Genomic DNA, 16,385 nt, shown 5'->3' with positions numbered 1-16,385 from the left:
ATATGGTCGGGGGCGTTAAAACAATATCAGGAAAAGGCCGTATTATTCCAGTAGCAAAAACAATACTTCCTTTTGCCAAAGAACTATACAATTGCAAAAATACTTATCTTTTACAGCGTCAAGAGCGAAAATATAGGAGACCTACTTTTTTACTAGATATATGGAACCCGGTCATGGAAAAATTAAGAATGGAGCTCCTGCCGCATGATACCAGATATACATGCGCATCTTTAATGGATAGAGCAGGAATAAATGAAAACTACAAGAAATTGATATTAGACCATGCGAGGCCGGATATCACGAACAGTACGTATGTACAAAAGGATTTACTTGACTTAATAAATACTATCAACATAATATAATTCTGTATACTTTGTATAACTTTCGATAATTTAATTATAATAATGGCTACTTAACAAATACCATATTCAAGGCATTTATGACACCTTTATTATAGTTAGAATTAAGAAGTCATTAAGGCCTGACATTTACTCTATCAAGGGAAACTTAATCCTCACTTCTATTCCCGGATACTTGTTAACAAGCACTGCGCTGCCGTCCATTTGCTCCGCCACATATTTTACAATGTAAAGGCCAAGGCCCGCTCCGTCTTTCCCCTCCGTATTCTTTCCTCTGTAAAATTTATCGAATACAAAGGGCATATCTTCATCCGCTATTCCCTGCCCAAAATCCCTTACGCTGATAACAGCTTCTTGCTCTTCCTGCTCCAGCACAATTTCCATCCTGCTGTCCGGCGCATATTTTACCGCATTATTTACAAGGTTCTCTATCATCTGTTCAAATCGCTTTTTATCCAAAAGAACCTTGTTATGTATCCCTCTGTTCTCATAAAAAATTGTACGCTCTCCGCCTGTCAGTATCGTTATCGTCTCTTCCAGAATTTCCGCAATGTCTTCTTTTTCCAGATGCATTTTCAGCTTGTCCATATCCGCCAGAGAGTGCAGAAACAAATCGTTGGTCAGCGCGGTTACTTCATCACATTTTTTCATAATCACGGAGGTATAACGGGCTCTTCTTTCCGGATTATTATCCATGTTTGACTGAAGTGCTTCTGCATAGGTACGTATAGAAGCTATTGGTGTCTTTATATCATGGGATAAAGTAGCAATTGCCGTCTTATTATTAGCAATCGCTTCCTTCTCACAATTTCTTGCCTTGCTTATTTCCTTTCTCATATGGTCAAATGCCCATGTGAAAGCGCCGAAATAATTTTCTCTTTCATAGTCAAGAGAAACATCCAGATTTCCTCCGGCAATTTCGTATGCGAAATTCTCCAGTTTCTCAAAAGGTTTTACAATCTTTCTATATAAATAAACAAATACAAAGGCAACAAAGCCGGCTGCCGCTGCATATACAGCAATAAGCTTTGTTACCTCCATTTTATTCTCATGAAAATCTGCATCCCTCAGTTCCTCCTGAAGCGCATGGATTTTCTTATTCACCTCTTCCTGTTTGTCTTCTGCATAAGAAAGCTGCTGTATTTCATTTAACGCTACGATATATGCGCCGTTTTCCCCTTCCAGCCGCGGTTTTGGCATATTTATATAGGAAAAGAGGGCGATTGCTGTCAAAACAAGCATAAACCAAATAAAAATCTTTACCATTTTTTTCTTCATTTTACTTTGTCCTCAAACTGATATCCTATTCCCCAGACAGTCTTAATATATACCGGATGCGCCGGGTCTTCCTCCAGCTTTTCTCTCAGCCATCTTATATGTACCGTTACTGTCGACATTTCTGTCTCCGAGTAAATTCCCCATACCTCCCTAAGCAACTCTTCCTTGGATAAGGCCTCATTTTTATTTTGGGCCATAAAACAAAGCAAATCGAATTCTTTCAAGGACATGGAAATCAATTCACCGTTTTTCTTGACTTGTCTTGCGACAGCATCGATTTCCACTGGGCCGCAGACTATATTTTCTTTTCCGTAACCGTAGGTCCGCCGCATAAGGGCATTGATTCTGGCTAACAGCTCTTTGAGTGAATAAGGCTTTGGAAGGTAATCATCCCCTCCCATATTAAGGCCCGTAATCCTGTCATCTTCGGAAGTTCTGGCACTGGAAAAAATAATCGGAACACCGGATACCTTGCGAAGCTCCAGGCACACTTCAAATCCGGTGCCAAAGGGAAGATTGATATCTAATAAAATCAGATCAAACCTCCTGTCTGCAAGAAGCTCATAAGCTTCCTGTCCGTCTTTCGCATGGACCGTGCCATATCCATAGTCCTCCAGCATATCCGAAACAATCATGGCCAGATCCATATCATCTTCTATAATCAATATTACTTTTTTCTTCTCTGTTTCTTTTTTCATCTGTTTTAAATATCTCCTATCCCGCCGTTATTCCCTTTACTAATTTTACTGTTGCCACAACTTAAGAAAATATTTGTACGCTTTTTAGTGTAACACAGTTGTGTGTATGATTCAATTTGGAAGAATTGACATTTGGGAAAATTTATATAAATAAATATGGAACAAAAATGTGCTTTGTACTCTCTCGTAGCCAAATATTTGGGCCGCACAGCTTTTACTTAGTGCTCATAGCTACGCATTCATTGTTTATGTAAATAGACGCGTTTCCTATTTATATAACAAACGAGGAGAGACCTCTAAAGTCTCTCCTCGTTTATGTCCCTTTTTAAGTTTATCCTTCAATAGCTATAAGCTTCTTCTCTTCCACTTGCTTTGCGTCCTTTTTTGTAATATAAAGCTGCAAAATACCATCTTCAAATTTTGCTCTGATATCTTCCTCGGTAACCTGTTCACCGACATAGAAGCTTCTGGAGCAGAGACCGCTATAGCGTTCTCTGCGAATGTATCTGCCGCTTTCTTCATCTTTTTCGTCTTTTTCTAAATTCCTGGAAGCGCTGATGGTAAGGTATCCCTTTTCCAGTTTCGCGGAAATTTCCTCTTTCTTAAAGCCCGGTAAGTCAACAGCTACTTCATAGGCAGCGTCTGTTTCTTTTATATCTGTCTTCATTAAATTTTTCTCGCCTTTTCCATACATCGGATTGCGCCTTCCGAAGAATTCTCTTTCGAATGGAAAATACATAAAATCATCAAATAAATTTTCTCCAAAAATACTTGGCATTAACATAATTCATTCCTCCATTCTTCATTAATATATTATGCCTTTTATACCCTGAATTCCGGATTGTGAATTTTGGGATTCTTTGTTTTTCCCTCGTTCTATATGTAATATAACACTCATCGTTAGCACTGTCAATAGGTGAGTGCTAATATTTTTATATTTTTTATGCAAACACAGTAAAATCAATGGTTTGCAAGCTTCAAAATTCTTTGAAATTGTCATTTTTGAGGTTTTGACACCAATTTGACACCAATTTGACACCAATTTTTCTTTTGCCGGTGTCAGAAATTTACTGCCATGCTGTCCAGCTCCGTAATCTCTTTTTCTATTCTCGCACTGTCGCTTGTTTATTCCTACAAACAGGACATAAAATCCGCTTATTACATTCATGCTTCTTAACTTACACCCCTATATAAACGATTAAAAGCATAATTGAAACAATAGCAAATCCTATCGTATTTCGATATTTGTAATAAATAGCTTCAATACAAGCATAAATCGCAAAAGCAAACATACCAACTATATATAAGCTATATAAAGGCTGGTGAAGAATGTATGATAATAAGCCTATTAGCAAAAATGTGATTCCCCATAAAAGCATCAGAATAGTTTTAATCTTGATTTTTATATCTGAAATCTCCGGAGGAAGCTCTCTATGCTGCTTTCTCGCACTTTCTAATCCGTTTTTGTCACATAAATATCTCAAATTACAACATAACTCCATAAAACCAAAGGCAACGAAAAAAGCTCTATAAATTTCTATTTTCCAATCCATGTTTTATCCTCCAAATTATTTGCAATTTGATGTAAAACTTTATACAGAGTTTCAATGTCACATTCTGATATGCCCTGTAATGCCTGCTTATTGGTTTCTGAAGCAAGTTTTGTAAGTGACTCAACAATATCAATACCTTTTTGCGACAAAGATATATCAAATGCCCTGCGATCAGCGGTGTTCATTCTTTTTAAAACTAACTTTTTGTTTGTTAACCGGTCGATAACGGAACCACATGTAGCTCTATCTGAATTTAACTTTTCTGCTATTTGTGCCTGCGTTAACGTAAGCTCTACCGATAATAATTTTAATATTGCCCACTGAGAGGTCGTAATATCAAACTCTATCAATTTTAAGTCCAGATTTCTTTTTATCAGTCTTGCACTGATATTTAACAGATACCCTATGGAATTATGAATATCGTCCATTTTATTATCCCTCCAATTAATATGTGTACATAATATATGCATACTTATCATATCATTCGAGAGCATATTTGTCAATGTATGGAAGATTTGTGAAACACACTAGGCTTAACATAGTACAAGCCCATTTTCTTTTATTTCATAATCTTCCGGTTATCGCTTGTTTCTGAATGAATGAAAATAGAAAAGGAACGCATTTCTGTATGCGTTCCTCCATTAACCCCAAAATATTTTGCTCTTCCCTTACAGCACCGAAAAAACAGCGAAAAGGGCTCGCTTCAAAACTATCGCTTTACCGCTTCTTCTCCCAGATAACTCCATGTCACACCTTTATCCTCAGATTCAAAAAGTCCATTGCAATAGCCTTTTTCCCCATAATAGTCTCCATCAGGCCCCTGTCCGACTAGAAGATACATTTTTCCTTTTTCTTCCCAGACCTTTTCCGGCATCACAAACGGATTGTAAACAGTTCCATCCGAAAGCAATGCATTAGCCGAAGGATAGATAACTTCACAGAAGGTCTTGCCTCCATCCCCCGTCCGGAATAACAAACCATAGCTGCCGCCGCTGTATGACAGGCAGGAGAATCCGATTTGTTCATTCTCCAAAAAGCTTATCCATTTGGCTTCCCCGCCCTGCCCCAAATAAGGGTCCATATTTATTATTTGAAATGAATTCCCCTTAACAGCCGTTAATATATAATAACTGCTTCCGCAAGCCCTATCTACCGGTAACATATTATATGCGGTTCCGTCCTTCATTTTATAGCTCGCATCCGGTTCCAGAGACTTATAATACTCCAGGATTTCTTTTGTTATTTCGAACGAAAAAGCTTCGCTTTTGTTTGTACTATAGGAATCCCCTTTGGGAATTACGTCACTCTCCGGTTCGATGGGAAAAGTTTCGCTTTGGTCTGTATTAGTTGCTTCCGGATAATCTGCGTCCGGGGCCTCTTCTTCCTCAATTGCCCTGAGAGATGCCTGCTCAAGCTGCTCATATATCGCATTATACAGGACATTCCTGTTATATGGCTTCAAATAGCCTTTCACTTCAAATGTAAAATCCTGTTCTTCTATGTAATAAATAAACTTATCGAAGGGTACCTTTTCGAAGCTCTCCACTAAATCACATACCGCATTACAAAACCTTTCTATTTCTCCGGCTTGCCTTCCATTAAAGCCTACAACAGGAATATATTTTGAATTGTCTTCTTCAAAATAGAGAGCTCGATTATGTGTTTTTGAAAATTGTTCGCCGTACCATTCATAGTAAGCTTTTTCATAATTGTCCGTTAAATGAAAATCCTTCTGCACTTCAAACCTGAAGTCGCCCTCATCAAAGTTATATGTATTATTTTGTTCCGATACAAATCGGACTTCGCTGCCGTATTTCTCCTGTATCCATGCAACTACCTGTTCTTTGGTATATCCTTTGAACCGATCGCTCCCATCATAATAAATCACATAGGTTTCATTTTCCTGCTCACTTCCCGTAATAATAATTTCTACCCCTGCCGGGTACCAGGTTACATACCAGTTTGAATCACGAAACGCCCCTCCATCGTCCAGGATAGTTAAGTCTGTTTTCTGAAGCTGTTCGTCATTTGCTAAATCATTTACAACAAATCTGCCTGTCGTTGCCCCAAACGGCCACTCCGGCTCTCCTATCATCTGAAAAATCACTTCATAATTTCTATCTGCTGATTGTTCTCTTCCCACTTCCAGTACACGATATTTGGTTATATAAATAAAACTGCCTATCAGGACCATTATTGCACTAAAAATCAGCAGAAAAATAAGTCCTATTATTTGTATGACTTTTTTCATCTTATATTTTTCTCCTATATGCCCGTAAGGTCCGGATTACTTAACCTCAAAATTTTGATATGATTCCGATAACATTGCTATAATTTGATCCGTATTAAGCCCTTGTAAATCTTTCACATCCATCCAGCCGAAAGAAGCTGTTTTCTTCTGCAAGCCAAGCTTTTCGAAATATGTCTGCGCAAAATTATCATAATCTTCTTCTGTTATTTCCTCCCCTTTATAGTCTGTATACACTGTTTTCCCCGTATAATCTGCTCCTCCATACAGAGTATCCTTATTCGCCAGCGGCATCTCCATCACCACATTCTTCTCTATATACAGGGCTCTTATATCTTCATGATACTCATCCGGTCCAGCTTTTAGAAAGTCACCGAAAATATAATAGTCTTTTATGCCGTCTGCTGAAAAAGAACTATAAACAGTTGCTTCATCCGTTATAATATCTACCTGCGAGTTCCCTTCTATGAAGTTTGTACCAAGTTCTTCCATATTTCCTTCCGAATTGATTTCATAAAAACGATTATAAGAAAAACTTCCCGTACCTCCGCAGTTCGACACAATTAAGTCTATCATTCCATCATAATCCAACTCCGTCAGCGCAAAACAATACAGGTCATCTGCATACTCGATATCAGCCGCCCATTTTCCGGCCTGCCCGGCAAATATCTCTATCTGCCTGTCGATGCTGATTTCTCCATTCAAGCCTGCAACATATTCCGCATAATCCTTCCATGTTCCCATTACAGATGACACGTTATCTGTCAGCCCTTGCTTTTGAAGATATTCCTCCAGGAAAAGATCCCTGTAAAAGGCGGGGCCGTTTTCTGTCTCCCGCTCTAACAGATATTCTCCCAGATCATAATCCAGATAAAACATATTATCTGCATTTTCCTGCAAAAAGACCTTGGCCTGATTCCAGACATTTTCCCCGTCCTTGTACTGTACAATAGCAATGACATCCGTTTTTGCATCCCCATTATAGTCCTTAAAAGCCACCGCCAGCACTTTGCTGAAATTGTCTGTTCCTTTTTCCGGAAAAGTATAAGTTTCCTGCCCGTTTTTCAGCAATTTGAATGTAACGTCCTTCTCCTTTTCTCCATCCGGAGCAATTGCAGCAAAAGTGACCTCTCCCCAATTATCTAAGGCAACTTCAAAAGTCTGATCTTCTATGATACGTGCCATATCATTGGTCTTTTGCGAATCCTCCGCCGGATTCTCATGTAATATAGCCTGCCCTGTCTCTTCCTGTATCGCAGTTGTTCCCTGCTCCGCACTCTTCTCGTTGCCACAGCCGGCTAAAGTTAATATAAGTAAAAAAGTACATACAAGTTTTTTCATATTTTCCCCATGTTTTCTATTGAGTTACCAGTATAAGTTGTACCGCTTAAAGCAAAAAACAGTATATCATATCCATGAATAAAGCGCCACAAACCCATACCGCATATTATGATGCTTCCGAATTGCTGAGGCCGTGTGAACTTCCATATCACAGATATTTTAGAAAAAGCCCCGTCTAAATGGCACTCTCGCGCAAATCGGAAATATCATCAAAAGCAATCCTTGTATTGACAATCACCAGTATTCTGGCCGCCTCTTCTATCCGCGACACCATTCCTGTCATTTGAACATACTCATCGTTTCGAAAGAACTCTACCGTAATCACATCCATTTTTTGAATCCGCCGCAGCTTCCGGTCCAGCTCCTCCTTCTGCTCCTCCGACAATTCCCGCTTTGGAACAATAATACGTTCTTTCTCCGCCAGCACTTCCCGGAATCCTTTTAAAGCATCAAAGGGCATAAATTGCTTTGCACGATTTTCATGGTCCATTTTTTCCCGCCTACTCCCCACTTTTATGTCCTCCGATCTGACGGTTGCGCTGTATGGTAGTACCCGCCTCTTGCAGATCCATCCCTCGCACAAGCGCATTCTGTCCATATTTTCTTTTGATTTCCAAGGCGGCCTTCTGTATTTTCCGGTCCCGCTCCAACTGCGCCGGATCGGTAAACAGGTCATATTGCTCGTAGGCTTCGTCTATGAGGTTATTGCAAGAGAGGCTGAGTCTTCGTATCGGCATATTCCGATTCGCAATGCGTTCATAGAGCACATTCACATAGGGAATTATTGCGCGGTAGGAATTGGTACTGATGGACATTGAGGCGGTTCCCGTTGCAGGCTTTAACTCAAGCCGGTTAGAATATCCGATCATAAGAGAAATAGAATCGGTGACCAATCCTTTCTCCGCCATATCCAGACACAGCGCGTCCGTCATTTCTTTCACTGCCAGTCTGCATTCCTCAAAGCTGTAATCTCTCGGAAGAATTTGCCCGCTGGACATAGAGCTGTTTTTGGGCTTGTATGCCTTGATATCAGCCATTGTGGCCGACTCTCTTCCCCATGCATGGTCTATCAAAAGCTCCGCATCTATCCCGAACAGGCGATAGAGCATATCTTCATTGGAACAGGCAATCTCTCCCATGGTTGTAATTCCCGCATCGGCGAGTCTTTTTACCGTACCGGCTCCTATTCGCCAAAAGTCGTTCAATGGCCTATGGTTCCACAAAGTTGTTTGATAGGTTGTTTCATCCAAATATCCAATGTTATCTTTTGTATGCTTTGCAGTAATATCCAGCGCAATTTTAGCCAGATACAGATTGGTTCCAATTCCTGCCGTGGCGGTGATTCCTGTTGCAGCCTTTATGTCCTCCATTATCCGGGTCGCCAGACTTTTTGCATCCATATGATACATGGGAAGATAATGGGTCACGTCAAGGAACGCTTCATCTATGGAATAGACATGGATATCTTCTTTCGCGACATACTTTAGATATATGCTGTATATATTGGCGGAATACTGAATGTAGAGCTTCATCCGCGGCACTGCCATGATATAACGAACACCATGAGGTATCTGGAATACCCGGCATCGATTCTTGATGCCAAGGGCCTTCATGCTCGGAGAAATCGCAAGACAGATCGTTTTTTCACTTCGCTCCGGATCGGCTACCGCCAGGTTGGTCGTCAGCGGGTCGAGCCCTCGCTCCACACATTCCACGGAAGCGTAAAATGATTTTAAATCTATACACAAATATGTCCTGTTCTCCATTCCCGAAATACCTCCTATTTCCTGTTCTGATTACTATTTCCCCGATTAGATTTATTATAGCACTCGAACTTATGTTTGTGTATGGGAATTTTTACAAATGCCAAAAAGCCGCCGCATCATACTGTTTCCAGCAGACGCAGCAGCTTTTTAGGTAATGGAGTGTTTTATTGCTTTTATTGTAATTATCCTTTTACTGCTCCAGCAGTCATTCCATCGATGAAATACTTCTGGAAGCAAAGGAATACAACAAACACCGGGATGATACCGAACATAGAGCCGGCAATCAGTACATCGTAATTGTTTCCGTAGGGCGTTAACAAGGTGTTAAGGCCTATTGGGAGTGTGAACTTGCTGGCACTTCTATATACCAGCATCGGCCAGAGGATGTTGTTCCATGCGCCCATGGCACAGAGAATGGACATTGCCGCAAAGGCGGGTTTTGTAATCGGCAGCATGATCTTGAAGCAAATACCGTATTCTGTCGCGCCATCTATACGCCCTGCATCCAGAAGCTCTTTCGGCAGTCCTATCATATACTGCCGGAAGAAAAATATGGTGGAAGCGCCGCATATGCCCGGCAGCACAACGCCTGCGGTAGTGTCGATAAGTTTCAATGTAATCATTTCTTTATACAGAGGAAGCATCAATATTTCAAAAGGTACCATCATCGTAGCGATTACCATGAAGAACAGAATTCTTCTCAAGGGAAATTCATACATGGATAATCCATAGGCTACCAGGTAGCAAATTGCCAGCGTTCCCACTACTGAAATGAGTGTAAGAAACAAGCTGTTCTTGAACCACATGAAATATTTCTGTGAATCTACGTTCCCGCTGAACAAATATATATAGTTATCGAGCGTCATCGTAGTGACATTCAAGTCTACGCTGAGTCCCTTTCGGATCAGCTCCTGACCCGGACGGAAGGAAGCGAGCAAACCTGCAAAAATCGGAAATACGATGATGAAGGAGAGCAGCACAAACCATCCCGTGGCAAAAGCGCTCAATATTTTATTCTTTTTACTCATACCCATTTGATCGAATGAAGAGGATTTTGTGTTTGACATATTATTTTTCCTCCTTCTTGAATGTACCGCTCAGCACCAACTGAACAACGTTGATAAAGAGTGCGATTACCAAAAGTACAAGACCTACCGCGCTGCCGTAGCCCAACTGATTCTTGGCAATACCGCGTTTGTACAAGTAGCCTACGATGGTAAGACCAATGTTGTTCGGCGAATCCGGGCCCGCCCACAGCATGAAGCTTTCCATGAACATCGCCAGACCGGCATAGATACTGATAGTAAGTACGTAAATAGTGGTCGGCTTCAAAAGGGGTATCGTTATGAAACGGAACTTCTGTAAGCCGGAAGCACCGTCGATTTCAGCGGATTCATATAATGCGCCGTCAATCGATTTCAAGCCGGATAAGAAATAAAGCATATTCACGCCGGTCCACCTCCAGCAGCAGACCAATACGAGGGCGAAAAGTCCGGTTGCTTTTACTTTCAGCCATTTAAAGGTTCCAAGTCCGAGGATACTTGTAATTACGTTCAATTGTCCCGTGCTGTATTCAGAGAACATCAGACGGAATAAGGTACCGGAAATAACTACGGATGTCAGTGCCGGAAGATAAAGAAAAGCCTTCCATACACCTTTTGCTTTTACCAGTCTGGAGTCCATCAATACTGCGAACGCCATCGGGAACGGTATGAGCAATACAATCGTTAACAACATGTACTCAAAGCTGTTCATAATCGCTTGATGAAAAGTGGTGTCTATCAACAGCTTCTTATAATTCTTCAGGCCTATCCATTCGGTTCCCGTAGGAAGAATGTCTTGAAAGCTCATTGTTATCGTACTGCAAAGGGGATAAATCCAAAAGAAACAAAAACTCAGTATAAATGGCAGCACGAACACATAAGGCGCCACTTTCTGTGAATATAAAAATTTTCTTACTTTCATATGCAATCACACTCCTTACCTAACAACCCCATTAACCCATTCATTTATAAAATATAACCTTTATGTAATAGGAGCACTTTCCTATTACATAAAAGGGATTGCCTAGGAAGTCACTTCCCTAAGCAATCCCCAGTAGTTACTACTCTTCCAAGCTGATTACATCCTGAGCGGCCTGTAACGCTTCATCTACATCCATTTTATTCTCTAATACATCGTTCAATGTTACGTTGCACATCTGCTCGTTGATTGTCGGGCTGATAGCTACAACGCTGATCTTGCCGATTTCGTCTTTTACTTCGTTAAGAACGTCGTAAGGATTCGTTCTGAAGAATTTAACATATTCATTGTTCGAATCATGTGTGATGGACTCGTCTGTCCACATTGCACTGTTACAAACGTCAAATCCTAAAGTTTCCCAGATTCCTTTCGCGCCTTCTTCGGAGCACTTCGCATAAGAAATGAAATCTGCTGCCAACTGGGTATCTACGGACTGATTCGTAACAACTGTACCTGTACCACCGATACCTACGGAACGAGGCTGGCCTGCTTCAAATACCGGGCAAGGAGCCAATGCCCATTTTCCTGCTTCTTCAGGCATATAATTAAGGAAACGGCTCATGTACCAAAGTGCCTTCGGGAAGGAAGCAATGTTGCCGTCCAAAATGTTCTGGAAGCCTGCTTCAAGGTCAACGTGTCCGTCGGGAGATACCATAGCAATACCGGAATCCAACCATCCCTGCTGCATTGTCAGCATGTTCTTAACAGATTCAAGCTGTACGTTTGCAGAACCGTCAAAACCGCCGGTCCAGTCTTCGCCGTACTCTGCCATTGCTACCCACATCCAGTCAACGCCTGCCGTATCAACGGAGGTCAGCATAACTTTGCCATCAGAAGCTTCTTTCAGCTTCTCGCCTGCTGCGGTATAATCATCCCATGTCTTGATTGTCGTATAGTCGATGCCATAGGACTCAAGCAGCTCTGCATTATAGTACATAACAGTAGCACCAACGTGTGTAGGAGCTCCGTAATGCTTGCCATCAGCACCGGCATAGGTATCGAGACGAGCCTGTACTAAGTCAGCAGCATAGGGTGCAAGCGCATCATCCAAAGGATAAAGCCATGTATCCATACCTGCTACAACGTTAGGGAACTGTCCAACTTCTACGTCGCAGAGATCAGGAGCACCAGTACCTGCATTCAAGGATGTTAATAATTTCGTGTGCATATCCGCATAAGGATATGTAGTAAATGTGATTTCGATTGTTCTGTCCGGATTCTCAGCATTCCATTTCTCTAACATGCTCGCATAGAACGTATTGTGTAATTCAACGAAGGACCACATCTCCATATGTGTACCGTTAGGATCGCCCACGGTCGTAACTGCTGCCGGAGCTGCTTCGCCTTCTGCAACTTCCCCTTCTTCCGTTGCTGCAGCATCATCGCCTGCTTCTGCCTCAGTCGTAGTCTCGGCTGCCGCATCTCCAGTGGTTGTTCCACTTGTGCCGGCATTGGAACCACAGCCTGCTAACATGGATGCTGTCAAAGCAACGCTTAAAATTGTAGCTAATAACTTTTTCTTCATTTCCCTACCTCCTTTAATTGATTAGAAACATTGGACCGCCTGGTTTTGCAATTGCGCAAATTGTCAAATAATTTAGTAAAATATATAATTTTACTTTTTATACCCACCAGTTGATTAAGCACTTTGTATGCTTTTCTTTTATTTGCGGTTATCTTATGTTCATATTGTACAATACATTAATATGTATGTCAATATTATTTTAAAATATTTTAGCTTTTACTATATGAATAAAATAATTCATTATTTTAGATTTTTTCAAGCTGCCATTTTCCGTAAGGACAAGCCTTTTTTCGCATTGCCGCACGCAGTTCCACATAGCATCCGCACGCTCTGCACATGCCGTCCGCAAGCAGATTACAGCTCTTGCAGACGGCCAGCCTTTCTTCATACAAAGATTGCTGTGCCTTAATATCTTCATCCATGTTGGCAATATAAGCATGAAGGTTCTCGAAATATTCCTTTTCATCCATATCCGCAGTGAGACATTTCCGGCACATGCGCCTTGGTTTTTCTTCCATATTTTTTCTGCCTATTTAACACGGAAGCTGATTACGCTGCACGCAGGAGCAGTAAAGCGGATTGTTCTTCCCTCTATGGTATATTCTGTGAATTCAATCGCTTTCACCTTGTCAGGTTCTTCAAAGGTATTATGGGCATGCACTTCCTCCGTGAGAATAGTTCCCTGAACCGACGATGGCTCAAGCTGTGCAAATACCATTTCCACCGGCGCGCCCTCGGATATGGACAGATTGCTTATTGTAACGTTCACATAGCCCTGAGCATCTACGGATACGGACTCGCTGAGGTGCGGCACCTGATATTCCGCCTCTGCTCCGATGATGTTATTTCCTTCCACAAAGCTTTCCACAAGCTCCGCGTCCTGATGGTGCTTGTACATATGGAATACATGATAGGTAGGCGTAAGAAGCATTTTTTCGCCCTCCGTAAGAATCACGGACTGAAGCACGTTCACCATCTGCGCGATACATGCCATCTGCACCCTGTCACAATTCTTATTGAAAATATCCAGCGTAACGCCCGCTACCAAAGCATCGCGCATAGTGCTTTGCTGATACAGGAAGCCCGGATTGGTGCCCGTCTCTACCGTAAACCAGCAGCCCCATTCGTCTACGATCATGCCAATTTTCTTGCCGGGATCGTACTGATCCATAATCGCACCATGACGCGTTACCAGCTCCTCCATATACTTCGCCTTCGACAGCGTCTTATACCATACCTTATCGTCAAAGTCCGTAGCACTTCCCTTGACCTCCCAGCCTTCGGGATGTACATAATAATGAAGAGAGAGACCATCCATGTAGCCGTGCATAAAATCGGGATGAGGCGGTGCAAAGCAAGTCTTCAGCACATCCTCCGTCCAGAAATAATCCGCGACATTAGCTCCTCCGCATATCTTTTTGATCGGCCGGTCCGCATTGTACTGCCTTACATAGGTCTGAAATCTTCTGTATAGATTCGCATAATATTCCGGCGTCATGCTGCCTCCGCATCCCCAGTTCTCGTTGCCCACTCCGAAATAATCAATTTTCCAAGGCTTTTCCCTGCCGTTTTGCTTACGCAGATCGGCCATGGGAGATACGCCTTCGAATGTCATATACTCCACCCACTCGCTCATCTCCTGAACCGTGCCGCTTCCCACATTTCCATTTACATAAGTCTTACAGCCAAGCTGCTCACACAGTTCAAAAAATTCGTGGGTACCGAAGCTGTTGTCCTCGACCACTCCGCCCCAATGGGTATTGATCATTTTCTTTCTCGTTTCCTTGGGACCGATGCCGTCCTTCCAGTGATACTCGTCTGCAAAACAACCGCCCGGCCAGCGCAGAAGCGGGATTCCCATTTCCTTGAGGGCACCTACAACATCCCTCCGCATACCGTTTACATTGGGAATCTCGGAATCCTCCCCTACATACAGGCCTTCGTAAATACACCGTCCCAGATGCTCCGAGAAATGTCCGTAAATCTCAGCATTAATATGCCCTTTTTTGTTCTTTTCATTAATAAATAATTTAGCCATTTCAACCTTCTCCCTTCGCTTTTATTATTTATGTCATTTCTATTGTTTCTTCTATTATATATCCTTTATTCCTCCACTGCTGCCAGTCCGCTTCCCCAGACGGCTACGCCGTCTTCAGACAACACAGTAAAGCCTATTACATATTTTTCTCCGAACTCATCGTATTGCTTGCAGAGTACACCGTCATAGCTTTCTTCACCCAGCATTATTTTCAGCTGGTTCCCATCCGACAGCTCCCAGCTTCCTTCATAAGCTCCGGTCACCGTTCCGTCAAAGTGCAGCGTAATGTCTACGGACTCCTTCATCTGAGTGGTAATCTGACGGCCATGCTTGATCACTTTGTATATACCGGCAGCTTCTTTCTTCTCAAACTTGCCTGTAGTCTCGCCCGCATAGCGGTAAGGAGCGATTACCGGCCAGCCTTCTTCATTAAAGAACATCTGGTGTACGCGTACCTCGTGATTCTCTCCCTTGCTCTCGAAGCGGGTATGGAAAATGATAAAATATTTCCCGCTTTCTTCATCATAAATGGTAGAATTGTGTCCCGGAGAAACGATTCCTTTCCTCTTCTCTCCGTTCTCCCCTTCGTGCCAAGCCCATTTATAATTGCCCATCAGCTTTACTCCGTAAAGCTCTGCTTCCCTGTCATCGAAAAAGCTTCCGTCCGGGCCTGCGCATTCGATCATATCCTGACCCTGGCTGTCGCAGTAAGGCCCGTCAGGTGTCTTCGAACGGCATACCCTTATGTTATACGCTCCGTCTGCAGCCAAACCGCCGAAAGACAAGAACATGTAATAGTATTCCGTCTCCGGATTATACTGTATGTAGGCCCCCTCGATGCGAAGATGATTTCCTCCTAACAACTGCTTGCCATAGCCCGTTTCTATCGGAAGTCCGGTATTCTTATCCAGCTCCAGTATAAAGATTCCTCCGGAATAAGAACCGTAAACCATCCATAGCTTTCCTTCCGCATCATAGAACACGCAAGGGTCTACTACATTGGGCTGCCTGGTCGCATCGTAGGTGTCGCCGTTTTCACTAGGTTCGCTCACCATGCCTGATTTCAGAAAAATCCCCAAGTCCTTATAAGGCCCTTCTATATTATTGGAAACTGCAAGTCCCAAGCAGGACAAGGGTGAACTTCCCTCGCAGTTACAGTAGTACATATAAAATTTACCGTCCCCCAATTGTATCACATCCGGAGCCCAAAAAGTGTCCGTTTGTGCCCATTCAAGAGCTTCCGGCATCTCGTTTTTGGCATCCGGTATAATCGGATTCCCTTTCGTTACTCCGCTGCCTATCAGCGTCCAATCCATTAAATTATCCGATTTTGCCGCCGCCAAGTGAGAACCGAATATGTAATACGTTCCATCATACTTCACTACAGACGGATCGTGAACAGAAACGTTCTTAAAGAATATGTTCGTCCCCTTCGCAGATGTAAGGGGAATGTTGTCAAAATTCTCCTCAGCCTGCCCACACCCGGCCGTCAGCGCCGCAAGCAGCATAATCGATACTAACTTTTTCCCATGCTTCACTTATCATACCTCCCTTATT

17 protein-coding genes are annotated in these 16,385 nt (G+C 42.4%); 1 reads left to right on the top strand and 16 read right to left on the bottom strand.

Going from position 1 to position 16,385, the window contains the following annotated elements:
• Positions 1–2 precede the first annotated feature (2 nt).
• Positions 3–362 carry a site-specific integrase gene (locus tag CC90_RS24040; RefSeq protein ID WP_108702655.1) on the top strand — a complete coding sequence of 120 codons (360 nt, stop codon included), beginning with the start codon at positions 3–5 and terminating at the stop codon, positions 360–362.
• Between the two features lie 126 nt (positions 363–488).
• Here CC90_RS24040 and CC90_RS0118395 read toward each other — a convergent pair whose 3' ends face one another.
• The 16 genes from CC90_RS0118395 to CC90_RS0118320 all read right to left on the bottom strand — a co-directional run bounded on the left by CC90_RS0118395 (position 489) and on the right by CC90_RS0118320 (position 16,366).
• Entirely contained in the window at positions 489–1,637 is a 1,149-nt protein-coding gene (locus CC90_RS0118395; protein WP_031392181.1) for a HAMP domain-containing sensor histidine kinase, read from the bottom strand.
• Positions 1,634–2,335 carry a response regulator transcription factor gene (locus CC90_RS0118390; RefSeq protein WP_031392180.1) on the bottom strand — a complete coding sequence of 234 codons (702 nt, stop codon included), beginning with the start codon at positions 2,333–2,335 and terminating at the stop codon, positions 1,634–1,636. The genes CC90_RS0118395 and CC90_RS0118390 overlap by 4 nt, the downstream gene beginning before the upstream one ends.
• A 331-nt stretch (positions 2,336–2,666) precedes the next feature.
• Positions 2,667–3,119, bottom strand: a complete 453-nt coding sequence (locus CC90_RS0118385; RefSeq protein ID WP_031392179.1) for an Hsp20/alpha crystallin family protein — start codon at positions 3,117–3,119, stop codon at positions 2,667–2,669.
• 21 nt (positions 3,120–3,140) lie between these two features.
• The gene (locus tag CC90_RS0118380) at positions 3,141–3,503 is read right to left on the bottom strand and encodes a hypothetical protein (RefSeq protein ID WP_031392178.1); all 363 of its coding nucleotides are present in this window, start codon (positions 3,501–3,503) and stop codon (positions 3,141–3,143) included.
• A gap of 10 nt (positions 3,504–3,513) precedes the next feature.
• Positions 3,514–3,888, bottom strand: a complete 375-nt coding sequence (locus CC90_RS0118375; protein ID WP_031392177.1) for a hypothetical protein — start codon at positions 3,886–3,888, stop codon at positions 3,514–3,516.
• Positions 3,873–4,316 carry a MarR family winged helix-turn-helix transcriptional regulator gene (locus CC90_RS0118370; RefSeq protein ID WP_031392176.1) on the bottom strand — a complete coding sequence of 148 codons (444 nt, stop codon included), beginning with the start codon at positions 4,314–4,316 and terminating at the stop codon, positions 3,873–3,875. The genes CC90_RS0118375 and CC90_RS0118370 overlap by 16 nt, the downstream gene beginning before the upstream one ends.
• Before the next feature lie 281 nt (positions 4,317–4,597).
• On the bottom strand, positions 4,598–6,139 hold the full coding sequence (locus tag CC90_RS0118365) for a sialidase family protein (protein ID WP_031392175.1): 1,542 nt from the start codon (positions 6,137–6,139) through the stop codon (positions 4,598–4,600).
• Between the two features lie 36 nt (positions 6,140–6,175).
• Entirely contained in the window at positions 6,176–7,477 is a 1,302-nt protein-coding gene (locus tag CC90_RS0118360) for a hypothetical protein (protein ID WP_031392174.1), read from the bottom strand.
• A 175-nt stretch (positions 7,478–7,652) separates the two neighbouring features.
• Positions 7,653–7,967, bottom strand: coding sequence for a YolD-like family protein (locus tag CC90_RS0118355; RefSeq protein ID WP_031392173.1), 315 nt, complete (start codon positions 7,965–7,967; stop codon positions 7,653–7,655).
• Positions 7,968–7,977: 10 nt separating this feature from the next.
• Positions 7,978–9,243 (bottom strand): Y-family DNA polymerase, encoded by a 1,266-nt coding sequence (locus CC90_RS0118350; RefSeq protein ID WP_031392172.1) that lies wholly within the window; start codon positions 9,241–9,243, stop codon positions 7,978–7,980.
• 182 nt (positions 9,244–9,425) lie between these two features.
• Positions 9,426–10,310 carry a carbohydrate ABC transporter permease gene (locus CC90_RS0118345; RefSeq protein ID WP_031392171.1) on the bottom strand — a complete coding sequence of 295 codons (885 nt, stop codon included), beginning with the start codon at positions 10,308–10,310 and terminating at the stop codon, positions 9,426–9,428.
• A 1-nt stretch (position 10,311) separates the two neighbouring features.
• Positions 10,312–11,208: a carbohydrate ABC transporter permease gene (locus CC90_RS0118340; protein ID WP_031392170.1), complete on the bottom strand. Its 897-nt coding sequence runs from the start codon at positions 11,206–11,208 to the stop codon at positions 10,312–10,314.
• A 139-nt stretch (positions 11,209–11,347) separates the two neighbouring features.
• A complete protein-coding gene (locus CC90_RS0118335) occupies positions 11,348–12,790 on the bottom strand; it encodes an ABC transporter substrate-binding protein (protein ID WP_031392169.1) in 1,443 nt (480 codons plus the stop codon).
• A 245-nt stretch (positions 12,791–13,035) separates the two neighbouring features.
• Positions 13,036–13,308 carry a DUF6171 family protein gene (locus CC90_RS0118330; protein ID WP_031392168.1) on the bottom strand — a complete coding sequence of 91 codons (273 nt, stop codon included), beginning with the start codon at positions 13,306–13,308 and terminating at the stop codon, positions 13,036–13,038.
• 11 nt (positions 13,309–13,319) lie between these two features.
• Positions 13,320–14,828, bottom strand: coding sequence for an alpha-N-arabinofuranosidase (locus tag CC90_RS0118325; RefSeq protein ID WP_031392167.1), 1,509 nt, complete (start codon positions 14,826–14,828; stop codon positions 13,320–13,322).
• A 65-nt stretch (positions 14,829–14,893) separates the two neighbouring features.
• Entirely contained in the window at positions 14,894–16,366 is a 1,473-nt protein-coding gene (locus CC90_RS0118320; RefSeq protein WP_242843334.1) for a glycoside hydrolase family 43 protein, read from the bottom strand.
• Positions 16,367–16,385: the final 19 nt, after the last annotated feature.

Source organism: Kineothrix alysoides (assembly GCF_000732725.1).
Classification (GTDB): domain Bacteria; phylum Bacillota; class Clostridia; order Lachnospirales; family Lachnospiraceae; genus Kineothrix; species Kineothrix alysoides.
This window is presented reverse-complemented; position numbering and strand designations above follow the sequence as displayed.

Excerpts from the sequence above, each read along its gene's own strand:
- CC90_RS0118345 (WP_031392171.1), bottom strand. The coding sequence starts at position 10,310 with ATGTCAAACACAAAATCCTCTTCATTCGATCAAATGGGTATGAGTAAA.
- CC90_RS0118360 (WP_031392174.1), bottom strand. The coding sequence starts at position 7,477 with ATGAAAAAACTTGTATGTACTTTTTTACTTATATTAACTTTAGCCGGC.
- CC90_RS0118325 (WP_031392167.1), bottom strand. The coding sequence starts at position 14,828 with ATGGCTAAATTATTTATTAATGAAAAGAACAAAAAAGGGCATATTAAT.
- CC90_RS0118335 (WP_031392169.1), bottom strand. The coding sequence starts at position 12,790 with ATGAAGAAAAAGTTATTAGCTACAATTTTAAGCGTTGCTTTGACAGCA.
- CC90_RS0118380 (WP_031392178.1), bottom strand. The coding sequence starts at position 3,503 with ATGAATGTAATAAGCGGATTTTATGTCCTGTTTGTAGGAATAAACAAG.
- CC90_RS0118375 (WP_031392177.1), bottom strand. The coding sequence starts at position 3,888 with ATGGATTGGAAAATAGAAATTTATAGAGCTTTTTTCGTTGCCTTTGGT.
- CC90_RS24040 (WP_108702655.1), top strand. The coding sequence starts at position 3 with ATGGTCGGGGGCGTTAAAACAATATCAGGAAAAGGCCGTATTATTCCA.
- CC90_RS0118365 (WP_031392175.1), bottom strand. The coding sequence starts at position 6,139 with ATGAAAAAAGTCATACAAATAATAGGACTTATTTTTCTGCTGATTTTT.
- CC90_RS0118385 (WP_031392179.1), bottom strand. The coding sequence starts at position 3,119 with ATGTTAATGCCAAGTATTTTTGGAGAAAATTTATTTGATGATTTTATG.
- CC90_RS0118370 (WP_031392176.1), bottom strand. The coding sequence starts at position 4,316 with ATGGACGATATTCATAATTCCATAGGGTATCTGTTAAATATCAGTGCA.
- CC90_RS0118330 (WP_031392168.1), bottom strand. The coding sequence starts at position 13,308 with ATGGAAGAAAAACCAAGGCGCATGTGCCGGAAATGTCTCACTGCGGAT.
- CC90_RS0118340 (WP_031392170.1), bottom strand. The coding sequence starts at position 11,208 with ATGAAAGTAAGAAAATTTTTATATTCACAGAAAGTGGCGCCTTATGTG.
- CC90_RS0118355 (WP_031392173.1), bottom strand. The coding sequence starts at position 7,967 with ATGGACCATGAAAATCGTGCAAAGCAATTTATGCCCTTTGATGCTTTA.
- CC90_RS0118395 (WP_031392181.1), bottom strand. The coding sequence starts at position 1,637 with ATGAAGAAAAAAATGGTAAAGATTTTTATTTGGTTTATGCTTGTTTTG.
- CC90_RS0118350 (WP_031392172.1), bottom strand. The coding sequence starts at position 9,243 with ATGGAGAACAGGACATATTTGTGTATAGATTTAAAATCATTTTACGCT.
- CC90_RS0118390 (WP_031392180.1), bottom strand. The coding sequence starts at position 2,335 with ATGAAAAAAGAAACAGAGAAGAAAAAAGTAATATTGATTATAGAAGAT.